20 protein-coding genes are annotated in these 19,064 nt (G+C 44.1%); 18 read left to right on the top strand and 2 right to left on the bottom strand.

Features of this window, described 5'->3' with window-relative positions:
* Positions 1–2 precede the first annotated feature (2 nt).
* The 4 genes from H6780_00965 to H6780_00950 are packed head-to-tail and all read left to right on the top strand — an operon-like array spanning position 3 to position 4,085.
* Entirely contained in the window at positions 3–1,388 is a 1,386-nt protein-coding gene (locus H6780_00965; protein USN88982.1) for a lamin tail domain-containing protein, read from the top strand.
* A 41-nt stretch (positions 1,389–1,429) separates the two neighbouring features.
* Complete coding sequence (locus H6780_00960) at positions 1,430–2,305, top strand: NAD-dependent epimerase/dehydratase family protein (GenBank protein USN88981.1); 876 nt, start codon at positions 1,430–1,432, stop codon at positions 2,303–2,305.
* 48 nt (positions 2,306–2,353) lie between these two features.
* Positions 2,354–3,538 (top strand): glycosyltransferase family 4 protein, encoded by a 1,185-nt coding sequence (locus H6780_00955; protein ID USN88980.1) that lies wholly within the window; start codon positions 2,354–2,356, stop codon positions 3,536–3,538.
* 1 nt (position 3,539) lies between these two features.
* Complete coding sequence (locus tag H6780_00950; protein USN88979.1) at positions 3,540–4,085, top strand: bifunctional (p)ppGpp synthetase/guanosine-3',5'-bis(diphosphate) 3'-pyrophosphohydrolase; 546 nt, start codon at positions 3,540–3,542, stop codon at positions 4,083–4,085.
* A gap of 33 nt (positions 4,086–4,118) precedes the next feature.
* Here H6780_00950 and H6780_00945 read toward each other — a convergent pair whose 3' ends face one another.
* Together H6780_00945 and H6780_00940 are read right to left on the bottom strand one after the other, a co-directional pair.
* On the bottom strand, positions 4,119–5,219 hold the full coding sequence (locus H6780_00945; GenBank protein ID USN88978.1) for a hypothetical protein: 1,101 nt from the start codon (positions 5,217–5,219) through the stop codon (positions 4,119–4,121).
* Positions 5,209–5,745, bottom strand: coding sequence for a hypothetical protein (locus tag H6780_00940; GenBank protein USN88977.1), 537 nt, complete (start codon positions 5,743–5,745; stop codon positions 5,209–5,211). Before H6780_00940 ends, H6780_00945 begins: the two co-directional genes overlap by 11 nt.
* A gap of 89 nt (positions 5,746–5,834) precedes the next feature.
* Between H6780_00940 and H6780_00935 the strand changes: the two genes are divergently transcribed.
* The 14 genes from H6780_00935 (at position 5,835) to H6780_00870 (ending at position 19,064) form a co-directional block, all read left to right on the top strand.
* Positions 5,835–6,830: a YvcK family protein gene (locus tag H6780_00935; protein ID USN88976.1), complete on the top strand. Its 996-nt coding sequence runs from the start codon at positions 5,835–5,837 to the stop codon at positions 6,828–6,830.
* Between the two features lie 54 nt (positions 6,831–6,884).
* Positions 6,885–8,012, top strand: a complete 1,128-nt coding sequence (locus H6780_00930) for a glycosyltransferase family 4 protein (GenBank protein ID USN88975.1) — start codon at positions 6,885–6,887, stop codon at positions 8,010–8,012.
* Complete coding sequence (locus tag H6780_00925; GenBank protein USN88974.1) at positions 7,996–9,138, top strand: glycosyltransferase; 1,143 nt, start codon at positions 7,996–7,998, stop codon at positions 9,136–9,138. Before H6780_00930 ends, H6780_00925 begins: the two co-directional genes overlap by 17 nt.
* A gap of 19 nt (positions 9,139–9,157) precedes the next feature.
* Positions 9,158–10,495 (top strand): glycosyltransferase, encoded by a 1,338-nt coding sequence (locus H6780_00920; protein ID USN88973.1) that lies wholly within the window; start codon positions 9,158–9,160, stop codon positions 10,493–10,495.
* Between the two features lie 51 nt (positions 10,496–10,546).
* Entirely contained in the window at positions 10,547–11,419 is an 873-nt protein-coding gene (locus H6780_00915; protein ID USN88972.1) for a class I SAM-dependent methyltransferase, read from the top strand.
* Positions 11,420–11,469: 50 nt separating this feature from the next.
* Entirely contained in the window at positions 11,470–12,477 is a 1,008-nt protein-coding gene (locus H6780_00910) for a glycosyltransferase (GenBank protein ID USN88971.1), read from the top strand.
* A complete protein-coding gene (locus tag H6780_00905) occupies positions 12,474–13,121 on the top strand; it encodes a methyltransferase domain-containing protein (GenBank protein USN88970.1) in 648 nt (215 codons plus the stop codon). The genes H6780_00910 and H6780_00905 overlap by 4 nt, the downstream gene beginning before the upstream one ends.
* Before the next feature lie 21 nt (positions 13,122–13,142).
* Entirely contained in the window at positions 13,143–13,859 is a 717-nt protein-coding gene (locus H6780_00900; protein USN88969.1) for an FkbM family methyltransferase, read from the top strand.
* A gap of 92 nt (positions 13,860–13,951) precedes the next feature.
* Positions 13,952–14,806, top strand: coding sequence for a hypothetical protein (locus H6780_00895; protein USN88968.1), 855 nt, complete (start codon positions 13,952–13,954; stop codon positions 14,804–14,806).
* A 13-nt stretch (positions 14,807–14,819) separates the two neighbouring features.
* Positions 14,820–15,971, top strand: a complete 1,152-nt coding sequence (locus tag H6780_00890; GenBank protein USN88967.1) for a glycosyltransferase family 4 protein — start codon at positions 14,820–14,822, stop codon at positions 15,969–15,971.
* Between the two features lie 12 nt (positions 15,972–15,983).
* Complete coding sequence (locus H6780_00885) at positions 15,984–16,748, top strand: polysaccharide deacetylase family protein (protein USN88966.1); 765 nt, start codon at positions 15,984–15,986, stop codon at positions 16,746–16,748.
* Positions 16,745–17,410: a class I SAM-dependent methyltransferase gene (locus H6780_00880; protein ID USN88965.1), complete on the top strand. Its 666-nt coding sequence runs from the start codon at positions 16,745–16,747 to the stop codon at positions 17,408–17,410. Before H6780_00885 ends, H6780_00880 begins: the two co-directional genes overlap by 4 nt.
* Entirely contained in the window at positions 17,407–18,141 is a 735-nt protein-coding gene (locus tag H6780_00875) for a hypothetical protein (GenBank protein ID USN88964.1), read from the top strand. Before H6780_00880 ends, H6780_00875 begins: the two co-directional genes overlap by 4 nt.
* Positions 18,138–19,064, top strand: a complete 927-nt coding sequence (locus H6780_00870; GenBank protein ID USN88963.1) for a glycosyltransferase family 2 protein — start codon at positions 18,138–18,140, stop codon at positions 19,062–19,064. Before H6780_00875 ends, H6780_00870 begins: the two co-directional genes overlap by 4 nt.

The raw sequence follows: 19,064 nt of genomic DNA, 5'->3' as shown, positions 1-19,064 counted from the left end.
CTATGTGGCGGGTGGTGTTGGTCTTGTTTACAGGTATGTTTCCGACGGCTGTCCAAGCTGCGGTTTCAATCAGTGAAGTAGCTTGGATGGGCTCGGCTGAGTCTGCGAATTATGAGTGGATAGAGTTGCATAATGATGGAGCGGCAATAGACGTTACAGGGTGGCATGTGAATGATGGTGTGAATCTTGATATCACGTTGAGCGGTGTGATTGCAGCTGACAGCTATGTGGTTTTAGAGCGCAGTAGTGATGCGTCTGCTCCTGGTTCTGCATTTATGATTTACACTGGAGCATTGGTAAACACCGGTGCGACCTTGAGTCTTGCTAGGGTTGATGGGAGTCTGGTTGATCAAGTGAGTGGGGGAGAAGATTGGGAAAATATTGGAGGCGATAATGTAACGAAGGAAACGGCGCAGTACACCGCAAGTGGCTGGGTGACAGCGGCAGCCACTCCTGGGCGAGGAATTACGACAACTGAGATACAAGTAGCCCAAGCGAAGTCTGAATCCGCCTCCGTCCGAAAAACTGATGGTGGGCCACTCGCGAAGCCGGTTGAGGTAACTGAAACAAAATTAGTTTTACCAGGCATCACTTTGGAATTGGCAATTAGTGCACCAAAGACGGTGTATGTGAATCAGGATATCACTTTTTTAAGTAGCGCTTCCGGCATCGGGGATCATTTGATTGACTCTCTTTTGTATGAGTGGAATTTTGGCGACGGGTCAGTGAGTAGCGGGAGTGAGACGACGCACTATTTTACGCACCCAGGAACGTACGCGGTAGTTTTGTATGCTAGCTTTAAGCGGCAAGAACAAATTGCGCGCCACACGATTACGGTGCTGCCGGTTGCGTTGTCGCTTACCACCAACTCGGTGGGTGATTTGCAAATCAATAATGACTCGCCGTACGAACTTGATTTGTCTGGGTATCGCGTAGTGGGTGCAAAGGAGGTGCTGTTGCCGCCGCGAACAATTCTCTTGCCGAATCAGACCATTACACTCTCAAAAAAACGTATTGGTAGTACTGATATGGTGCTGGCGGTGTACGACGCACAAGGTGAGAGTGTGGCACTCAAGCTTCCCAAGCAGCTGCAAACAGAGAATGAAATTGAACTTGCGTATGCTGATAGTGCGGTGACTTTTTATCCAGTGATACGTGATGAGATGCCAGAGAAGTCCACAGAGTTTCCGTTAGCTCAGTCTGTTGAGGTGAGTGAAGTCACTGCTGCGCCGTCGCAATCACCGGCAGGCGCGGTGCCACGAGCAGGCGGTGAGTCGTGGCCATACTATGCCTTTGGAGCATTGTTGGTAGTCGGCACGTTTGGTGTGCTCGTGGCGCCGCGCCCAGCAAAACCAGCTGAAAGCGCCTTTTTTACCGACTCAAAATAACGCTCGTATCACAGACGTATTTTTGGTACTATCTAACCACTATGGAACAGCAATTAGCAGTCGTGACCGGCGGAGCCGGATTTGTCGGGTCGCACCTTTGTGAGCGGTTGGTGCAGGAAGGGTATGCGGTCATTTCACTCGATAATTACTTTTCAGGTACCAAAGACAATCATGTGCCTGGAGTTGAGTATCGCGAAGGTCACACTAAGGATATTGCGCTCCATATTTCTGAAACACCAACGGTGATTTTTCATCTTGGTGAATACTCTCGCATTGCGCCGAGTCTGGCGGAGCCGCACTTGGTGTGGGATTTAAATACTGCTGGCACAATGGCTGTGCTTGAATTCTGGCGCGAGAAGCAGTGCAAGTTGGTGTACGCTGGCAGCTCGACCAAACATACGCAAGATGAGCGGAGCAGTGAGATAGAAGCGCGCAATCGAGCGCCGTATAGTTTTTCTAAGGCAATGAACTCAGAGCTGGTACACAACTACGGTCGCTGGTACAATCTCGAGTATTCGATTGCGTATTTTTATAATGTCTACGGACCACGTGAACGTGCGGGGCAGTACACTGGTGCGTATGGTACGGTGGTAGAAACATTCAGGCAGTGCGCCATAAAACACGAGCCATGCACCATCAATGGTACCGGCGAACAAACGCGCGCGTTTACACATGTGTCAGACACGGTTAGTGCGCTGCTTCTCATTGCCGAAAAGGGCATGCGCGATGAGTACGCAATTTGCGCCAAAGAAGTGTATTCACTGAATGAACTGGCCGATATGTTTGGGCTGGAGAAGCAATATGCTCCCGCAACAAAGTCATCACGTTCTAGTATGGCAGATGATACGAGTAAGCTTGAAGCTCTTGGTTGGCAACAGCAGTACGAGTTGTCTGAGTATACACAGTCTAATTTGTAGCAAAAATGGTCCGAAGTTGAGGGCTACTTTTATGATAAAGTGAGTTATATGAAAAAGCGAATAGCAGTGTTTTCCTTGGCCTACTATCCATGTCATGTCTCCGGCGCGGAGGCGGCAATTAAAGAAATCACCGAGAGGATTAGTCCAGAAGATATTGAGTTTCACGTCATTACGCTACTCTTTGATACAACTGCGCCGCGAACTGAAGTGATGGGAAATGTGACCGTGCACCGGGTTGGGTTTGGTGGAGCGTATCTTTCGAAAATTCTGTTTGTGTTTTTGGCTGCACGTACGGCACGGGCGCTACACACAGAATCGCCACTTGCCGGTATGTGGGCGATGATGACCTACATGACTATGCCGCTCACGCTTGCGCGGTGGATTGGAGTGAAGGTGTCACATGTGGTGACGTTCCAAGATGGTGACCCATACGATAAGGTCTTTGAGCGCTGGTTTATTAAGCCAGCGCTTCCGCTGATTGATAGTGGCATTAAAAATGCTGCAGTTATTCAGGCTATCTCAGAATATCTGGCAACGTGGCCAGAAAAGCGTGGCTACACTGGTGAGGTGGTACTGGTGCGTAATGGTGCTAATCCAAAAAACTTCGACCAGTACTACGGTGATGCCGAGCTTGAAACGGTTAAAGAATCACTCGGAAAGAAAGAGGGAGACGTGTACCTTTTTATTGCAGCGCGACTGGTGTATCAGAAGGGAATTGATGCAGTGGTGCGAGCGCTGACGCTTTTGCCAGAGAATGTACATTTTTTGATTGGCGGCGGCGGACCTGATGAAGCCATACTCAAGGCTTTGGCTGCAGAGCTAGGTGTAAGCGAGCGAGTGAAATTTTTAGGACAGCTTGAGCGCGACGATGTGCCAAAGTATCGCAACACGATTGTGAGCGATATTTTTGTACACCCGAGTCGTTCGGAAGGGCTGGGTAACTCAGTACTTTCAGCTATGGCTGGCCGCTTGCCGGTGATTGCTTCAAATGTCGGTGGGTTAAAAGATTTTGTGTTTGACGAAGCGCACAATCCAAACAAAGCACCAACCGCTTGGGTGGTAGAGCCGGATGCGCCAGAGCAAATTGCCAAAGCGGTTGAGGATATTTTGACGCACCCAGAAAAAGTGGCTGAAGTGACCGCCAATGCTCGAAAGCTCATGGAGACGGAGTATCACTGGGATGCTGTGGCGAAGAAGATGCGTGAGGAAGTCTTTAGCAAAGTAGTAGATTAGTATGATGACACTAACCGAGAAGGCGCTCCGGCTCGCCACAGCCGCCCACAAAGACCAAGTGCGAAAGAGTGATGGTTCGCCGTACATCACACATCCAGTGATGGTGGGCGTGCTCCTTAAAGAGTACGGTTTTTCTGAGGCTGTGGTAGCAGCTGGCTTTACACATGATGTGCTTGAAGATACGTCAGTGACGCGGGAAGAGTTGGCGGCGAAACTTGGTGAAGATGTTGCAGTGATGGTGGACGGAGTGAGTGAAGATAAAGACTTGTCGTGGGAGGCGCGGAAAGAGCGGTATGTCGCGGGAGTGGTGGCGGCCGGTGAAGGAGTGCGCGCGGTTTCAATTGCGGATAAGATTCACAATGCGGAGAGTATTTTAAACGATTACGAGCACAAAGGTCGCGCGGTTTGGAATGTGTTTAATCGCGGCAAAGCGAAGAAGCTGTGGTTTGAAGAATTGCTCTATACTGAACTAAAGAAAGACTGGGAACATCCACTCTTGGAGCGATACGGGAGATTAATTGAACAGTTGAAAGGACTTGAGGAATAGAAATGAGCGCGGCCCGAAGGGCCGCGCTCATTTCTAGTGCAAGTTTTTCTGTCTCATTTTTTCTTCATCGCTACGAAGTGTGTCGCGAAGTTTTTTATACGCGGCTACGATGGTGTGATCAACTCGCGTATTTTCCAGTTCTGCTTCGAGCACATCACGCCAGAAGTGAATACGAGCGGTGTTGAGATCGTGTAGACTGCCCGTGCTACTTCCGAGCGTGCGAACATAGTACGTGATGATTTCAGCGAGTCGATAGATGCGCAAGAGTTGTAGTGATTCGCGTTCTTCTGGAGCTCGATTGTCTTCAACGTAGCGTATGAGCAGCGCTTCAAGTTCAGGGTTATAGAGTGTCATAAAATTTAAAAAACGTGCCCAGCCTTCGTGTTTGTTGCCAAACGTGAGTGAGGAGAAGTCGAGCAGGTATAGTTTGTCGTCGGCAATACGGAAGTTGTGTGGAACAAAATCAGTGTGTGTCAGAAAGCCGCAATACTGTTGGACGCGGATAAGATTGTTGCAAAAGTGTGTGTGCGCGCGAGCAACAACAGTTCGTACTTCTTTTGAACTGCAATTGTGTTCGAGAAATTTTGAGAAGCCATCAAATAAGTCTTGGTAGCTTTGGCTGGTTCGCACACCAAAGATTCTGGTGATTTGCTGATAGTGATTGCGCGTCGTGGCGTGCACGCTTTCTTGGTTTTTTAGTCCGGTTAGTGCGTACGAGAACTGTTCTGGCAGTGATCGTTCGGTAAAACTTGAAGACTGCTCTATAAAACGCTGTATTGATATTAAGAAGTTGTGTTCAGTAAACAAGGCAAGTTCTTCCGGTGATGAGAAGGTCTCATATGCAAAATTAATTTTATGTAGCAGCTCGCGACATTTTCGCTCATGCTGCAGTTCAGCTTTGCCGGCATAGTCTCGCGTTGCTTTTATCACCACAGGTGTTCCTGTGTGTGTAGTACCAATAAGGATTAATTTGGTGCCGCTCGTGGTGGTAATGTTTCTCATGAGAAAGCGTTCACCGCTAATGTGGGGTTGATTATCATCCAATGCAATGCCACGCCGAGCTAAAATCGGTTCTAATACCGCGAGTTCCACACTGACATATTCTCGCCAAGTTTGTTCGGTGTTATGACCCATACGATTCAATTTGTTTACAGTGTTCATTCCACCAGGCATCTTGAGCCGCTTGGCACGCTGTGTCGATTTTCCTAAAAGGAAGTATTTCAAGTGGCAGGTAGTCCGATTCGTGTGTTGGCAGTTGTAATACACCGCGGGCACGCTTTCGTAGATTCCGGTGTACCAATGCGCGCAGTCCTGTCTGGCTATGAGAGAGAGAAATTGGGTCGCTCTCAATCAAAATGAAAGGTGTTTTTGCAAAAAAAGAATAGATGAGCATTGGTAGTTCAACAGCTGGTCCGTTATTCACTACGATAAGGTCAGTCTTGACTAGGAATAGTTGGCGCAGGGTTTTTGCGATGAGGATAGTCTTGAGAGAATTTTTAGGAATAGAAATGATAGTGGCGTGCGGTACCGTTTCGGGAAGGGTGCCGTGAGCAAGAACGGTTACGTCGTGTTTGGCGAGTCGTTTGGCCAGTAGCTTAGAGTACGGCGCCGGTGCACCGGTGTCGGGAGGAAAAAGTGGAGTAATAATAAGTACTTTCATGGTATCGATTGATTATAACGTATTATTCAGAAACATTTATTGTAAACGTAAAGTGACACGGGGTGAATATTTACTGTTATAGTCCACTGATGCAGAAACAGAAAGTGGTTGTTATTGGCGGTGGAACGGGAACCCATACCGTACTAAAAGGTTTGCGAAAGTATCAGAAGCACGTTGATCTCGCGGCGATTGTAACGATGGCTGACTCAGGCGGTTCGACGGGGCGGCTGCGTGATGAGTTTGGTTATCTGCCTGTCGGTGATGTGCGTATGGCACTTGCAGCCCTTGGGAGTGCTGATGATGAATATGAAGAGTTGGTGCGCCAGCTGTTCTTGTACCGGTTTGAAAAAGGGCACGGCCTCTCGGGGCACAACTTTGGCAATTTACTACTAGTCGCGCTCACTGATATTCTCGGCGGCGAGGAAGCTGCCATTCGCGCTGCCGGTCGCCTCCTTGGTGTGCGTGGCGCCGTGATTCCGGTCACTACTGAAAAAGTTAATCTTATGGCGACCTACGATGATGGCGTACAGTTGGTGGGAGAGCACGGCATTGATGAGCCAGACGAAGATCGTGCGCGCCACAAAATCATCGCGCTAGAGGTCACTCCCCACGCCACCATTAGCGAAGCGGCCGAAGCGGCTCTCTTGCAGGCTGATTTGATTGTAATCGGTCCAGGCGATTTGTATACCAGCGTACTGGCAAATTGTGTCGTGGACGGAGTGTCCGAAGCGGTTCGGCACGCCACAGCGAAATTAGTGTACGTCTCAAACCTCATGACGAAGGTGGGGCAGACAGCAGGTATGGGATTAGCTGAACATTTGTCAGAAATAACCAGGTACATTGGACGACATCCAGATGCCGTGGTGGTTAATACTGCACCACTGCCAGCTGATTTGCTGGCACGCTACGCTGCTGATGGCGAGTACCCGGTCGTCTTTAATTGTGAGACAGAGAATTGTCGAATTATTCCAGCTGATTTGCTGGCGGATGAGGTGGTACAAAAAAGCCGAGGCGATGTGCTTAAGCGTAGCTTGATTCGTCACGATTCGCGAAAGTTAGCCCGGAAGCTCATCGGGCTCTTATAGAAGCAGTCTGTCTACTTCTGCCAAGAGACTGATATTGGTATGATGAGAATGAATATGAAAGTAACGATTGCAACAGGATTATATCCACCGGAAATTGGCGGACCAGCGACCTACGCTGCCATGCTTGAGACGGAGCTGCCTGGACATGGATTTGAGCTTACCACCGTACCGTTTGGCTGGGTGAGACAGTATCCAAAAGTGCTTCGACACCTGGTGTATGCTTGGAAGCTTTGGCGGGAAAGCAAAGGTGCCGATATGATTTATGCGCTAGATCCAACCAGCGTTGGCTTAGCTGCGTACTTGGTAGCAAGAGTGCGTCACAAGCCGTTCTTGGTCCGACTGGGCGGTGATTATGCTTGGGAGCAGGGTCGGATGCGGTTTGGAGTGACTGATACGCTAGATGTCTTTTTGACGAAGCGGGCATCGTGGCCATTTATGGTGCGGCAGCTTGCGAAGGTGCAGACGTTTGTGGTGTCACAAGCCGTGCGCGTAGTGGTGCCGAGTGAGTATCTCAAGCGCGTAGTGGTGCAGTGGGGAATTGATTCGAAGAAGATAAAAGTGATTTATAGTGCACTGTATCCGCTCGAGGTGCATGGAACCAGACAAGAACTGCGCGAAGAGCTCGAGTGCCCGTACCCAACCATTGTCTCGGCTGGGCGCCTGGTGCCCTGGAAGGGCTTTTCGGTACTGATTGATGTGGTGCATCGTCTAAAGGATCGATATCCGCAGATTGCGTTGGTTATTGTGGGTGATGGCGCCGAGCGCGCAGCACTGGAAGAAAAGGTAGCACAGCTCAAGCTCGCACAGCATGTGTGGTTTACTGGCAGTATTACCAAAGACGCGCTCGGCGCTACGATCAAAGCGGCTGATGTTTTTGTACTTAATACTGCATATGAAGGACTTTCTCACCAGCTGATTGAGGTAATGGATATTGGTACACCAATTGTGACGACTGATGCCGGTGGCAATCCAGAGCTTATCACTGATGGCGTAAATGGCTTTTTAGTGGAGTTTAACGATGTTGATGCTCTGACTGAAGCAATTGCGCGAGTCCTTGGGCATCCTGAGTCGCGCGAGCGATTAGTGCAATCGGCTCGTGGTCGATCAAAACAATTCGCTAAAGAAGAGGTGGTGAAAGAAATAGTTTCACTTCTTACATCGATCTATGAAGGACGAATCTAAGTTGCGGTTGATTGCAATCAGCTACGCTAAGCGGGCGCTTGAGACAGGCACGCGTGAGCGCGCGCGTATGTTGGCGTATGCGGAAGCAATGGGTGAGTATCACCTTATTGTATTTACGCGTAAACACGATGGATACCCAGCGTATGTTCAGGATGGTAATTTACATTTGTATGCCACCAATACTCGTACTCGATTAGGAATGATGTGGCAAGCATTTAAAATTGGTAGACGGATTTTAGCGCAGCGGGGTGGTGACTGGGTGGTATCGAGTCAGGATCCGTTTGAGACGAGCGTGGTGGGTAGCGCGGTTGCCTTTGGCAACTGCGCTACCCACCATATTCAAATTCATGGCGACGTATTTAATCCGCGGAGTTATCAAGTGTCTTTATTGCAGCGGGTCCGCGCGACGTACGGCCATTTGGCCGTACGTCGCGCGGACGGCATCCGCGTCGTTTCATCACGTATTAAGCGCTCACTTCTATCGCTTGGTGTATCGGAAGAAAAAATCACCGTCTTACCGATTTTCTCAGATATCACAGCTTTCAAGGCGGTTGGTGTCAGTAGAAATTACGCAGTGGGCGGTAGAGTCTCATTTTTATATGTTGGTCGGTTTGCTCCGGAAAAGAATCTTCCGTTTTTAATTGATGCGTTTGCTCAAGTGGCAGTGCGATATCCAAATACGTCACTTACGCTTGTTGGTGGAGGTTCTTTACAGAAGGTGCTTGAAAAGCAAATCACTGCGCTTGGCTTACAAAGCCGCGTCACGTTTATCCCGTGGACTGAAAACGTTGCGGCAATTATGGCAACGCATGACATCTTTTGTCTTACGTCCAATCATGAAGGTTGGGGTATGGTGCTGGTTGAAGCAGCTGCAGCTGGTATGCCAGTTATCACTACGGATGTGGGTTGTGCCGGCGAGTGTGTAAGGAGTGGAGAAACGGGTCAGGTGGTTTTAGTGGGTGACCGTGACCACTATGTACAAGCAATGGAAGTATATCTTAAAAATCATAGCCTCGTAGCAACTGAAGGTGTGCGAGGACACAAGCTGGCGCTCGAAACGACGCTGGATGAGGCAGCCTATATTACGCAGTTAGTGGAATCTTACGCTTCTTGTGTCCCTAGATAGCCTGCTATACTAGCTGGTAATGGCGAGACGAGATCTTTCACAGCGTGATGCTTCAGATCATGCAGCATCAGAGCTTCAGTACATCATCCGTAACGAAAAACGAACGGCGGAGGGTGCTGTGCGTAGAGTGACCGCTGAGCAAGCTTTGCATTCTAAGCGTATGCTCGAGTTCAAATCAAATCGCAACGTTACTCGCGTACTTTTTATCTCGTATAACACAGAGTTGTTGAATCCTACACAGCAATCGCTCGATGGTTACATCGATATTCGTAACCTGTTCGATGAGGTGCATATTCTGATTTTGCGTACTGGAATCGCACCGAAGGATCCGGTTTTGCGTGTGGCGCCAAATGTTTGGATTTATACTGCTGCTGCCTCACAGTGGTGGCTTACACCACGTGCTGGTATGGAAATGCTCAAAAGCCAATTAGAGTTTGCTTCAGGATTTCGGCCAGATTTAATCGTCGCTCGTGATCCATTTGAGTCAGCGGTGGTGGCGCTTCAGGCAGCTAAGCTCTACGATCGTCCAACTCAGCTCCATATTCTTGACGACTATCGCACGACAGATTTTTTACGCCGCAGTCGCCGTAATTTTTGGCGTTTGTTTTTGCCGATTTTCACCGTGCCGCGTTTCCTGAGTGTGCGTACGCTGACAGACACCATGTTGACTTGGTTGCAAAAGAAATACGTTATTTCAGATATTGCACTTTTGCCACGGTACCAAAATTACGAGGCACTCATCACCGCGGAGTCTTCACTTGATCTTAAGAGTAAGTACAAGCCGTTCATTTTCTTCTTGCTATACATCGGCCGTTTAGATCACCAAAGCACGCTCTTTCGCGCACTTGATGCAGCACGGTTTGTTTTACGTAATCCGCGAGTGGGCATGATTGTGCTTGGTGATGGCCCAGCTCGATCGGAGTTTGAAAAACGCGCCAAAATTTTAGAGATTGAACATCAGGTAGTGTTTGAGACCAAGGCAGAAGAAGCGCTGCCTTATTTAAAGGCAGCCAACATGCTTATCGTGACCGATACCGATCCAGAAAGTGAGGAAATTGTCTTGCGGGGGGCCGCTGCTGGAATTCCGATGATTATGTCACGCACCGAAAAGCGCGCTGATATTTTTGAACATGGTGAGGACGCGTACCTCTGTGAGCCGAGTGACGTCCAGGCTTTTACCGACCGAGTCAATGATCTTTTAAATAGTGTTCCGCAGCGTGAGGAATTTATTGAAAATGCGCAAGACATGATTCGTGAAAAGTTCCATCACGACCCGCGTGAATATCAGGAGGCCTACCGTACTAGTATCGAACAAGCTTTTTTCGTTGGTGAATCATCAGAATCAGACCATACGTAGGTAAAATAGGCTGCTGTATCAGCAGATGAGTGTGGTATTATGGGCCGAACTATGAACACAGAGACATTAGAGACACTGCTTAAACCGCAGTCCACGATTGAGCGAGACGGCATCAAAATAGCAAAAGAAATCGCTGAAAAGACCGTTTGGGACAAGCTTGCTACCGAAAATCCTACGCACGCGGTAATTTCTGCCAAGGATGAAACCGAGGCGAAGCGTAAATCAGAAACCCAGATTGCCGACATCAAAAGCCATCTCACCGGCAATGAAGTATTGCTTGATTGTGGGACTGGCTATGGTCGCGTGGCTAAGTACGTACTGCCTGATATGCCGCTTGCTGGCTACATCGGTGTTGATAGTGCGTACGAAATGCTCACTCTCTTCAAGCAGCGCTATAACGGCAATGAAGCAGAACAGCAAACGCCGGCGCTGTTTCTCAATGCCGACATCCACACGCTTCCGCTGAAGAATGGTAGTGTTGATGTAGCAATTGTCTCAGCGGTGTTTCTTCATAATCACAAGAGCGTGGTAGAGCAGGCAATGAGTGAGATTAAGCGAGTATTGAAACCAGGCGGAACGCTACTGGTGTATTCATCTTTCCCGCGGTCGGTTACGCTTATGGGCATACAAGGACTTGCGTACCAAGCACTACTCAATCTGATCGGCCGTCCGTTTAAGAATGGTCCAGTACGATATTACACACGACGTGAGGTCCTCCATCTATTAGATGGGTTTACCGAAGTGGAGTTAAAGCCGGTAGGGTATGCAGTGCTGCCAAAGTCGATTATCTTTTTGCCGCATATTTTAGACACAGTCTGGCGAGTGGTGGTTGCGAAGCCGCTCAATTTTCTACTCGAAAAAATCACCCCACCGTTCCTCAAATACTACTGTGCGGTGCACTTTGATGTAGTGGCTAAGAAGTAACATTTAGCTACGATTGTTACTTCATGTAGTCGTGGTAAGTTGTATAGATTATGAAGTTACTTATCGTTACACAGGTGGTAGACAAGCAGCATCCAGTGCTTGGCTTTTTCCATCGTTGGATTGCAGAGTTTGCGAAACATTGTGATCATCTACATGTCATTTGCTTGCGGCAAGGTGATTTTGATTTGCCTAGCAATGTCACAGTTCATTCCCTGGGTAAAGAGGATGGGAAGGGGAGATTTACCTATGTGTGGCGTTTCTATAAGTATATCTGGAGTCTGCGGCATGAGTACGATCGAGTTTTTGTACACATGAATCAAATTTATGTAATTTTAGGGGCCTCACTTTGGCGTATTTTAGGAAAAAGAATTGGTTTTTGGTATATGCACGGAAGTGTGCCCCTTTCACTTCGTTTAGCCGAGAAATTAGCAGATACCATTTATAGTGGCTCAGTTGAAAGTTTTCGTCTAATTAGTGACAAATTGGTAGTTACTGGACACGGAATTGATACTAATTTGTTCAAGCCTCAAAAGATTGAAAAGGATACTGACCTGATTACAGTTGGTAGAATTACGGAATCTAAAAATCTTTTGGTACTTGTCGACGTGTTGAACTTAGTTAACAAAAAGACGAGTGCTTCTTTGGCGATTGTTGGATTGGCTGTCACTGAATCAGAAAAAAGGTATTTGGAAAGATTAAAAAGTTGTATTGCGAAAAAGGGACTAGAGAACAAAGTTCATTTTCTTGGAAAAGTCGATCAAAATTCATTGCCTGCCGTTTTAAATAGAGCAAAAGTTTTTGTTACGGCGGCAAAAAATGGTAGCTTAGATAAGGCGGTGCTCGAAGCGATGGCTTGTGGCTTGCCTGTGGTCTCTATGGCTGAGGGCACAAACTCTTTGCAACTCGGCGCTGCTCAAGTTGTAAATAAAAAAGATTTTTCTAATGAAATAATAAAATTCCTTGATGAAAGAAACTCAATCGAAGAAAAAAAAATCGGCTTTGTGAATGAATTTCATAGTTTGGAGAAACTAATACCTAAAATATTAATTGAAGTATGAATTTATCAAAATTTAAATTTTTATTGATGGAAGTTAGTGGTGGGAAAAGTGTAACGCGTGCTTACCTTAATTTTGCACTTTTGAAAGAAGAGTTGAAAGGGAAAACAATTGATATTGGCGGCGGTCGAAAATCATCATACCTTTCATTTATTCCTAGGAAAGAAGGAGTGACGTTTGAAACCTTCGATTTAAAATCAGGAAACAATGTAAATTTTGAAACCGATACTCTTCCTGCTGTAGATAATTCGTACGACACTGTACTTTTTTTAAACGTAATGGAGCACATATTTAATTATCAGCATATTGCAAACGAGGTGGTTAGAATAACAAAAAATGACGGACAACTTATAGGTTTCGTTCCGTTTTTGATGTGGTACCACCCCGATCATTCTGATTTTTTTAGATATACAGATGAATCGTTGCGGAAAATATTTGAATGTGCTGGAGCAAGGTGTACAGAAATTATACCAATTGAGGAGGGTCCTTTCATTGCTTCATTTCAAATGTTTAATTTAAGCTTGCCGCTATTTTTAAGGCCAGTATTTTTGATTATATTCTATGGCCTTGATTGGCTGTATTTTATGTTGAGAAGACCTTTGCGTAATAAATATGTATTGGGCTACTTATTTAAAATTTCAAAATAAGCGAATGATATTGTTATACATATGATTAAAGAAATGACCAAAAAAGTATTCAGATATTTTGGTAAAAGGATTACTAATTACCATGCTCCCGCGAAGCCTTATTGTGAAGGACTCTTGTTTTTAAGTACGTTAATATCAAAACCAGATTGGGTCATTGACATTGGTGTTGCTGATGGTACGCCAGAGTTAATCAATGCTTTCCCGTTCAAACATTATAACTACTTATTGGTAGAGGCAGATTCTCGGTATAGTGAGTCACTGGATGTGCTTGAAAAGCAATATATGTCTACTGTTAATGTTGAAAATTGTTTCTGCGGCGCGGAGGATGGGACTGTTGATTTTTATGAAAATAAAAACGGTCGATTGTCATCAAAATATGCCAATCGTGAATCTTCTAGTGTTATTAAGAAAGAGGTTAAGAAACTCGATTCATTGTGCGAAAAATATCATATTAAAGGTAATATATTTCTTAAAATTGATGTCGAGGGGGCTGAAATGGATGTCTTGAGGGGGGCGACTAAAACTCTAGCATTGTGTGATGTGGTTTTGTTGGAGTCTTGGATTAATCCACTAGGTAGCGTTTCAACCCCGAGTGATTTTGCAACTATCGTTAGTTTTATGAAACAAAACTCGTTTGTCGTATTTGATTTCTTCGGTGGACATTCATATAAAAATGGTGTGCTGAAAATGATTGATATTGTCTTTGTAAAAGAAAATAGTGAATATAGGAAAGTTTGATTAGTTTAAATTAAAGAGCTTTTTGTTGACTTATTTTTAAAAAGCCACCTGATTCTTTTGGTTGTAACTAAAAATAAATTTAGAGTGTTAATATGAAGTATATGAAAATCGGTTGCATTGGACAAGGTTTTGTCGGGAAAAATATTGCTGATAATTTTGAACACCGTGGTTATGAGGTGGTTCGATACTCTGTAGAGTCTGAGTATGTACATAATGAGGAAAAGATCTCCGAATGTGATGTGGTTTTTATCGCCGTCCCCACACCAACCACTCCTGTGGGCTTCGATTATAGTATTGTCGAAGAAGTTCTTGCGCTAGTTACTGAGGGAGCGGTGGCCGTTATTAAATCAACCATTCTGCCTGGCACTACAAAAAAACTGCAAGAAAAGTATCCAGGTATTACGGTGCTATTTTCGCCTGAGTTTTTGTGCGAAAAGACTGCTGCGTATGATGTGGCAAATCCGATTATAAATGTAGTTGGTCACCCTTTGAGCACAGAGCAGCAGAAAGGGGCAGCTGAAAGAGTGTTGTCATTGTTCCCGAAGTCGAAATACAATCACGTAGTTTTAGCTCAAGAGGCAGAACTGTTTAAATATGCGCACAATCTACAGGGTTACTTTAGAGTGATTCTTTCTAATTTGCTTTTTGAGGTAGGTGAAAAAACTGGTGGTGACTGGGAAGCGGTGAGAAAAATGATGGACGAAGACGTTATGATGTCACCGTATTACAATAGTCCGATTCATAAGAGTGGTCGTGGAGCAGGGGGTGCTTGTTTCATAAAGGATATGGCTGCTTTTCGTTTCTTGTATGATAGTTTAGTAGCTGAGGATAAGGTCGGTTTAGAAGTGTTAAAATCTCTGGAAGCCAAAAATCTTGACTTGTTAGGCAGTACTGGTAAGGATAAGAGTCTAGTTGCTGGTGTATATGGAATTTCACTGCTGGAGTGATTAAAAATTACGTATGGATATTTACTATGTTGCGAATGTAAGAATCCCGACAGAAAAAGCTCATGGGTTACAAATCTCAAAAATGTGTGAGGCCTATGCTGCACAAGGTCATTTGGTTAACTTGGTTGTTCCAAGACGAAAAAACAGCCTTAATGAGGATGTTTTCGAATTTTATGGGGTAAGTAAAAATTTCAAAGTTACTTATTTACCTATTGTCACTATTTTTCCCAACACGTTGTTTGGATACTACCTATTGGAAGTGTCATTTTTATTTCAGTTACTTTGGTTCTTCTTTAGAAAGGAAAAAAAGAACGAAGGCGTGAAAGTAGTAACTAGGGATATTTTTTTTGCACTATTCTTTGGGCGTTATTTAAGTGTCTTCTATGAAATGCATGATTTTCCTGAGAGATACTTGAAGTTATTTACCTCTGCCATTAAAAATGCAGGGCTTGTCATAGTTACAAACGAATGGAAGAAGAGAGAGGTTGTGAACCGATTTGGACTTTCAGTTTCTGACGTCTTAACCGCTCCCAACGGTTTTGATCCAAAACTGTTCTCGCCTAATGTTATTCCCGTCAAACGAGATAAAATTGGAATACCAATTGATGCAAACATTATATGTTACGCAGGAATGCTTAAAACGCTTGGTATGGACAAAGGAATTCGTTTATTAATTGAAGCAGCGATACAATTGCCTCCAGGGGTCGTTTTTTTAGTGATTGGAGGGTCTGAAGCAGATATCGCAGAATATCAGGGAATTGCTGAGATGTATTCGGTTAAAGAAAAATTCTTTTTTGTCGGGAGAGTTCCACATCATAGTATGGCGAGTTATTTAAACGTAGCTGATGCTTTTGTGGCTCCATTTCCAAACACTGACCACTATCGATACTACATGTCTCCAATTAAACTATTTGAATATATGGCAATGGGGAAGCCTGTAATCGCCTCTGATTTGCCATCAATTAGAGAAGTGCTTAAAGAGGAAGGGTACTTTTTTAGTCCTGATGATGTGGGCGATTTTATTTCTGTGGCTAGTGAAGTTATTGCAAAAAGGGCGGGTGTATCGAACCAGTTACTAGAGCAGGCCAGCAAATATACATGGAGCAGGAGAGCTGAAAATATAATTTCGTTTATGTCAAAAAATGTTCCTGAGCAAAAACTTTGATTAGTCATTACTATGAATATAAAACTTTTACAGGCGATTCTAAACATTGGGAAATCAATCTATTGGTTTATGGCAGCAGCGCTATTGCCGACTAAGTCTGGAGCTGTAGTTCTTACGTATCATTCAGTTGGAGATAATGGTTTTTCGTTCACTGTGAGTAAGAAAGTCTTTGAAAGACAACTTAAGTATATTAAGAATAAAAAATGGAATGTTGTGTCACTGCCGGAACTTGTTGTGATGTTGAAAAAAAAGAGAAAAATCCCCCTAAAAACAGTCGCTATAACTTTTGATGACGCGTACTCTGATTTTATTGAAAATGCTTTACCGGTGCTTGAAAAATATGAAATACCAGCAACGATTTTTGTACCAACCGATTTTGTGGGTCGAAGCATGAACAATGTGGATGGAGCGTTGCCTCTCTTGAACTGGTCTCACTTAATAAATCTTGCCGCTCACCCACTTGTAACTATTGGCTCACATACCAAATCACACCTTGTTTTACCAGACGTGACCAATCTAGATCTTCTTTCGTTAGAGCTTAAAGAAAGCAGGGAAACTCTCAATAGTAAGTTGAACATAGACTGTAGGTATTTTGCCTACCCGAAAGGTAAAAGGAGCGAGCGTATAGAGGCTGAAGTTGCGAAATACTATGATGTTGCTTTTGGCACAAGGCCGGGTAGAGTTACTGTTGATAATTCGAATATGTTACATTTGAACAGAAAAGGAGTATATTCGTGGACGACTTTTGAAAAATTTAAATTTTTGCTAAAGAGATGAGCATATCTGAACAGAATAAGAAAGTATATGCACACCAAGCCAGTCAATATGGTGAAGTAAATTATTGGGGGCACGATGAGGAAATTTTAGCAAAGAAACACTTTAAAAGAGATAATGTGTTAGTGCTTGGGTGTGGTGGAGGGAGAACTCTGAAGCCACTGCATGATTTAGGATTCTGTGTTACAGGAGTTGACATTGTTCCTGAAATGGTTGACCAGTCAAAAAAAAGAATGGCAGGATATCAAGTAAAAGTATTTGAGATGGATGCTAGTCGACTAGCATTTGAAGATGATACGTTTGACACAATTTTTTTTCCTTTTCACGGCATTGATTATGTTGAACCAGATATCTATTCTGCCGTGTCAGAAGCTGCGCGTGTATTAAAAAGAGACGGTGTATTTATTTTTAGTTCTCATAATCGTTTATATTTAAAAAAGTTGCACCGTTTTTTTTCTGGTAGATTTGATTATTATCATGAACTTAAAACATACAGAACAAGCCCGTCAGATTTTTTTAAACTTAAAAAATATTTCAGGGATATAGAAATTATTCATAAGATTTCATTGGCAAAAGAAGATAATTTAAATTGGAAAGATAAGATTTACAGATTCTTCCCGTGGTTCAGTAAGACGACCTATTTCGTTTGTCGTAACAAGAAATGATTAGAAAAAAAACAGTTTACAATTTAATAAGAGTGTGTGAGATTTATTACGAAAGTGAAAACGTTGTTTTAGATGTTATAAGAAAATACTCATTTCACTCTGCGAGGGTATATTCCTATCTTCCGATGAATTTGCCGGACGATTTCAAACTGAGTCGAGTTAAAAAAACAACAAGAATTTTTTTGACAAGTAAGACGGACGAGGATATTTTACTCTCATTTAAAAAGAATTATAGAAACGAAATTCGTAAAACATACAAAGAAAATTATTCGTTTAAGCTAGTTAAGGGTTTTTCTGAGGAAGGTTACTCTTTGTATGATGTATTTGAAAAAGAAAGCAATCGCCCGTCTCTCAAGAGAAGGAATGCAAACGGTATTTGGGCGCTTGGTTGCTGTAACGGGAAGGTGGTTTCCGGCATTTATCTTATTGATGCTAATCCTGTTTTAAAGGTCATTTCAATTTTTTCATCAAGAAAGCATGATGAAAACGTTTCTCAGAAAGATATTGGCTATATAAGTAAGAGGCTGATATACGAAGTTTGCTGCTTTGGCGGGGCAAGAGGATTTGAATATGTAGATTTGGCATACATTAATATGACCGACGAGTCAAAATCTGGGATTAACAGATTTAAGTTGGGTTTTGGTGGCGATATCGTTGACGAGTATCTCTATGAGAGACATACCAGATTCTTGAGTGTACTAAAATCAGTACGGAAAAATATTGGCTTATGAAATTTAGTATCATTGTTGCTACTTACAATCGGTCTAAGGTTTTGCAAAAGTGTGTTGAAAGTGTTCTTAGCCAAAAATATCAAAAATTTGAACTTCTGGTTGTAGATGATGGTTCTACGGATGATACTCAGAAAGTGATGGGTAGATTTAAAGATCAGCGCATTAAATACATCAAATTAAATAGAAACTACGGAGCTGCGACAGTTGCTAGGAATACGGGCATAGAACATGCGACTGGAGATGCTTTAATTATATGGGACAGTGATGACTTGTTACTGCCTAATGCTCTCGAGGTTTTGTTAAGTGGTTTCCAAAAATTTGAGGTTGGGGTCGTTTGTGCAAGTACTGTTTTCTATCGTAATGATGGAGAGCCGCAAATGCTCCCGCGTTGTCAAACGGGTCTTTTAACAAAATATGATTGGGTTGGGGGACGAAGGCCTCAAGATGCTGAAATTATTGCAGTTAAAAGAAATTTGATAGATGACGTGCGGTTTCGTTCCAGAGGAATTGACTTCATGTTTTATATTGAAATATTGGAAAAATCTGGAAGCAACATTGCCTACATTAATGAAACCTGTGGTGAAGTATTTTTAGAGTCAGACTCAATGTCGCTTACAATTCAGAGGAAAAAGATGAACGTTGCGCTCTCAATTGAAAGGGGTCCCGTTCTAGACGCTTTCCTATTAAAACATAGGTATCTGTATCTGGTTGCAGATGCACGCGATAAGTATGCGGGTCATGCATATGGTGCTGCTGTTGGTCTGCTTCTTGGCGGCAATAAAAGAAGGGCTCTTTGGAACGCCTGGCAGGCGTTTCTGTACTCATGGAGAGGTAGATATTTTTTGTTTTTTGCTTTTTCAGTACTTCCTTTTTCTTCAAAAATAATGAGATTTATTGCCGATAAAAAAGCATTGCGTGTTTAA

The organism is Candidatus Nomurabacteria bacterium, from assembly GCA_023898565.1.
Lineage (GTDB): Bacteria > Patescibacteriota > Minisyncoccia > Phycocordibacterales > UBA918 > OLB19.
The sequence above is the reverse complement of the archived record's forward strand: the minus strand, read 5'-3'. Positions and strand labels throughout refer to the sequence as shown.

Coding starts and splice junctions, on each gene's coding strand:
- H6780_00965 (USN88982.1), top strand. CDS start 3: ATGTGGCGGGTGGTGTTGGTCTTGTTTACAGGTATGTTTCCGACGGCT.
- H6780_00960 (USN88981.1), top strand. CDS start 1,430: ATGGAACAGCAATTAGCAGTCGTGACCGGCGGAGCCGGATTTGTCGGG.
- H6780_00955 (USN88980.1), top strand. CDS start 2,354: ATGAAAAAGCGAATAGCAGTGTTTTCCTTGGCCTACTATCCATGTCAT.
- H6780_00950 (USN88979.1), top strand. CDS start 3,540: ATGATGACACTAACCGAGAAGGCGCTCCGGCTCGCCACAGCCGCCCAC.
- H6780_00945 (USN88978.1), bottom strand. CDS start 5,219: ATGGGTCATAACACCGAACAAACTTGGCGAGAATATGTCAGTGTGGAA.
- H6780_00940 (USN88977.1), bottom strand. CDS start 5,745: ATGAAAGTACTTATTATTACTCCACTTTTTCCTCCCGACACCGGTGCA.
- H6780_00935 (USN88976.1), top strand. CDS start 5,835: ATGCAGAAACAGAAAGTGGTTGTTATTGGCGGTGGAACGGGAACCCAT.
- H6780_00930 (USN88975.1), top strand. CDS start 6,885: ATGAAAGTAACGATTGCAACAGGATTATATCCACCGGAAATTGGCGGA.
- H6780_00925 (USN88974.1), top strand. CDS start 7,996: ATGAAGGACGAATCTAAGTTGCGGTTGATTGCAATCAGCTACGCTAAG.
- H6780_00920 (USN88973.1), top strand. CDS start 9,158: ATGGCGAGACGAGATCTTTCACAGCGTGATGCTTCAGATCATGCAGCA.
- H6780_00915 (USN88972.1), top strand. CDS start 10,547: ATGAACACAGAGACATTAGAGACACTGCTTAAACCGCAGTCCACGATT.
- H6780_00910 (USN88971.1), top strand. CDS start 11,470: ATGAAGTTACTTATCGTTACACAGGTGGTAGACAAGCAGCATCCAGTG.
- H6780_00905 (USN88970.1), top strand. CDS start 12,474: ATGAATTTATCAAAATTTAAATTTTTATTGATGGAAGTTAGTGGTGGG.
- H6780_00900 (USN88969.1), top strand. CDS start 13,143: ATGATTAAAGAAATGACCAAAAAAGTATTCAGATATTTTGGTAAAAGG.
- H6780_00895 (USN88968.1), top strand. CDS start 13,952: ATGAAGTATATGAAAATCGGTTGCATTGGACAAGGTTTTGTCGGGAAA.
- H6780_00890 (USN88967.1), top strand. CDS start 14,820: ATGGATATTTACTATGTTGCGAATGTAAGAATCCCGACAGAAAAAGCT.
- H6780_00885 (USN88966.1), top strand. CDS start 15,984: ATGAATATAAAACTTTTACAGGCGATTCTAAACATTGGGAAATCAATC.
- H6780_00880 (USN88965.1), top strand. CDS start 16,745: ATGAGCATATCTGAACAGAATAAGAAAGTATATGCACACCAAGCCAGT.
- H6780_00875 (USN88964.1), top strand. CDS start 17,407: ATGATTAGAAAAAAAACAGTTTACAATTTAATAAGAGTGTGTGAGATT.
- H6780_00870 (USN88963.1), top strand. CDS start 18,138: ATGAAATTTAGTATCATTGTTGCTACTTACAATCGGTCTAAGGTTTTG.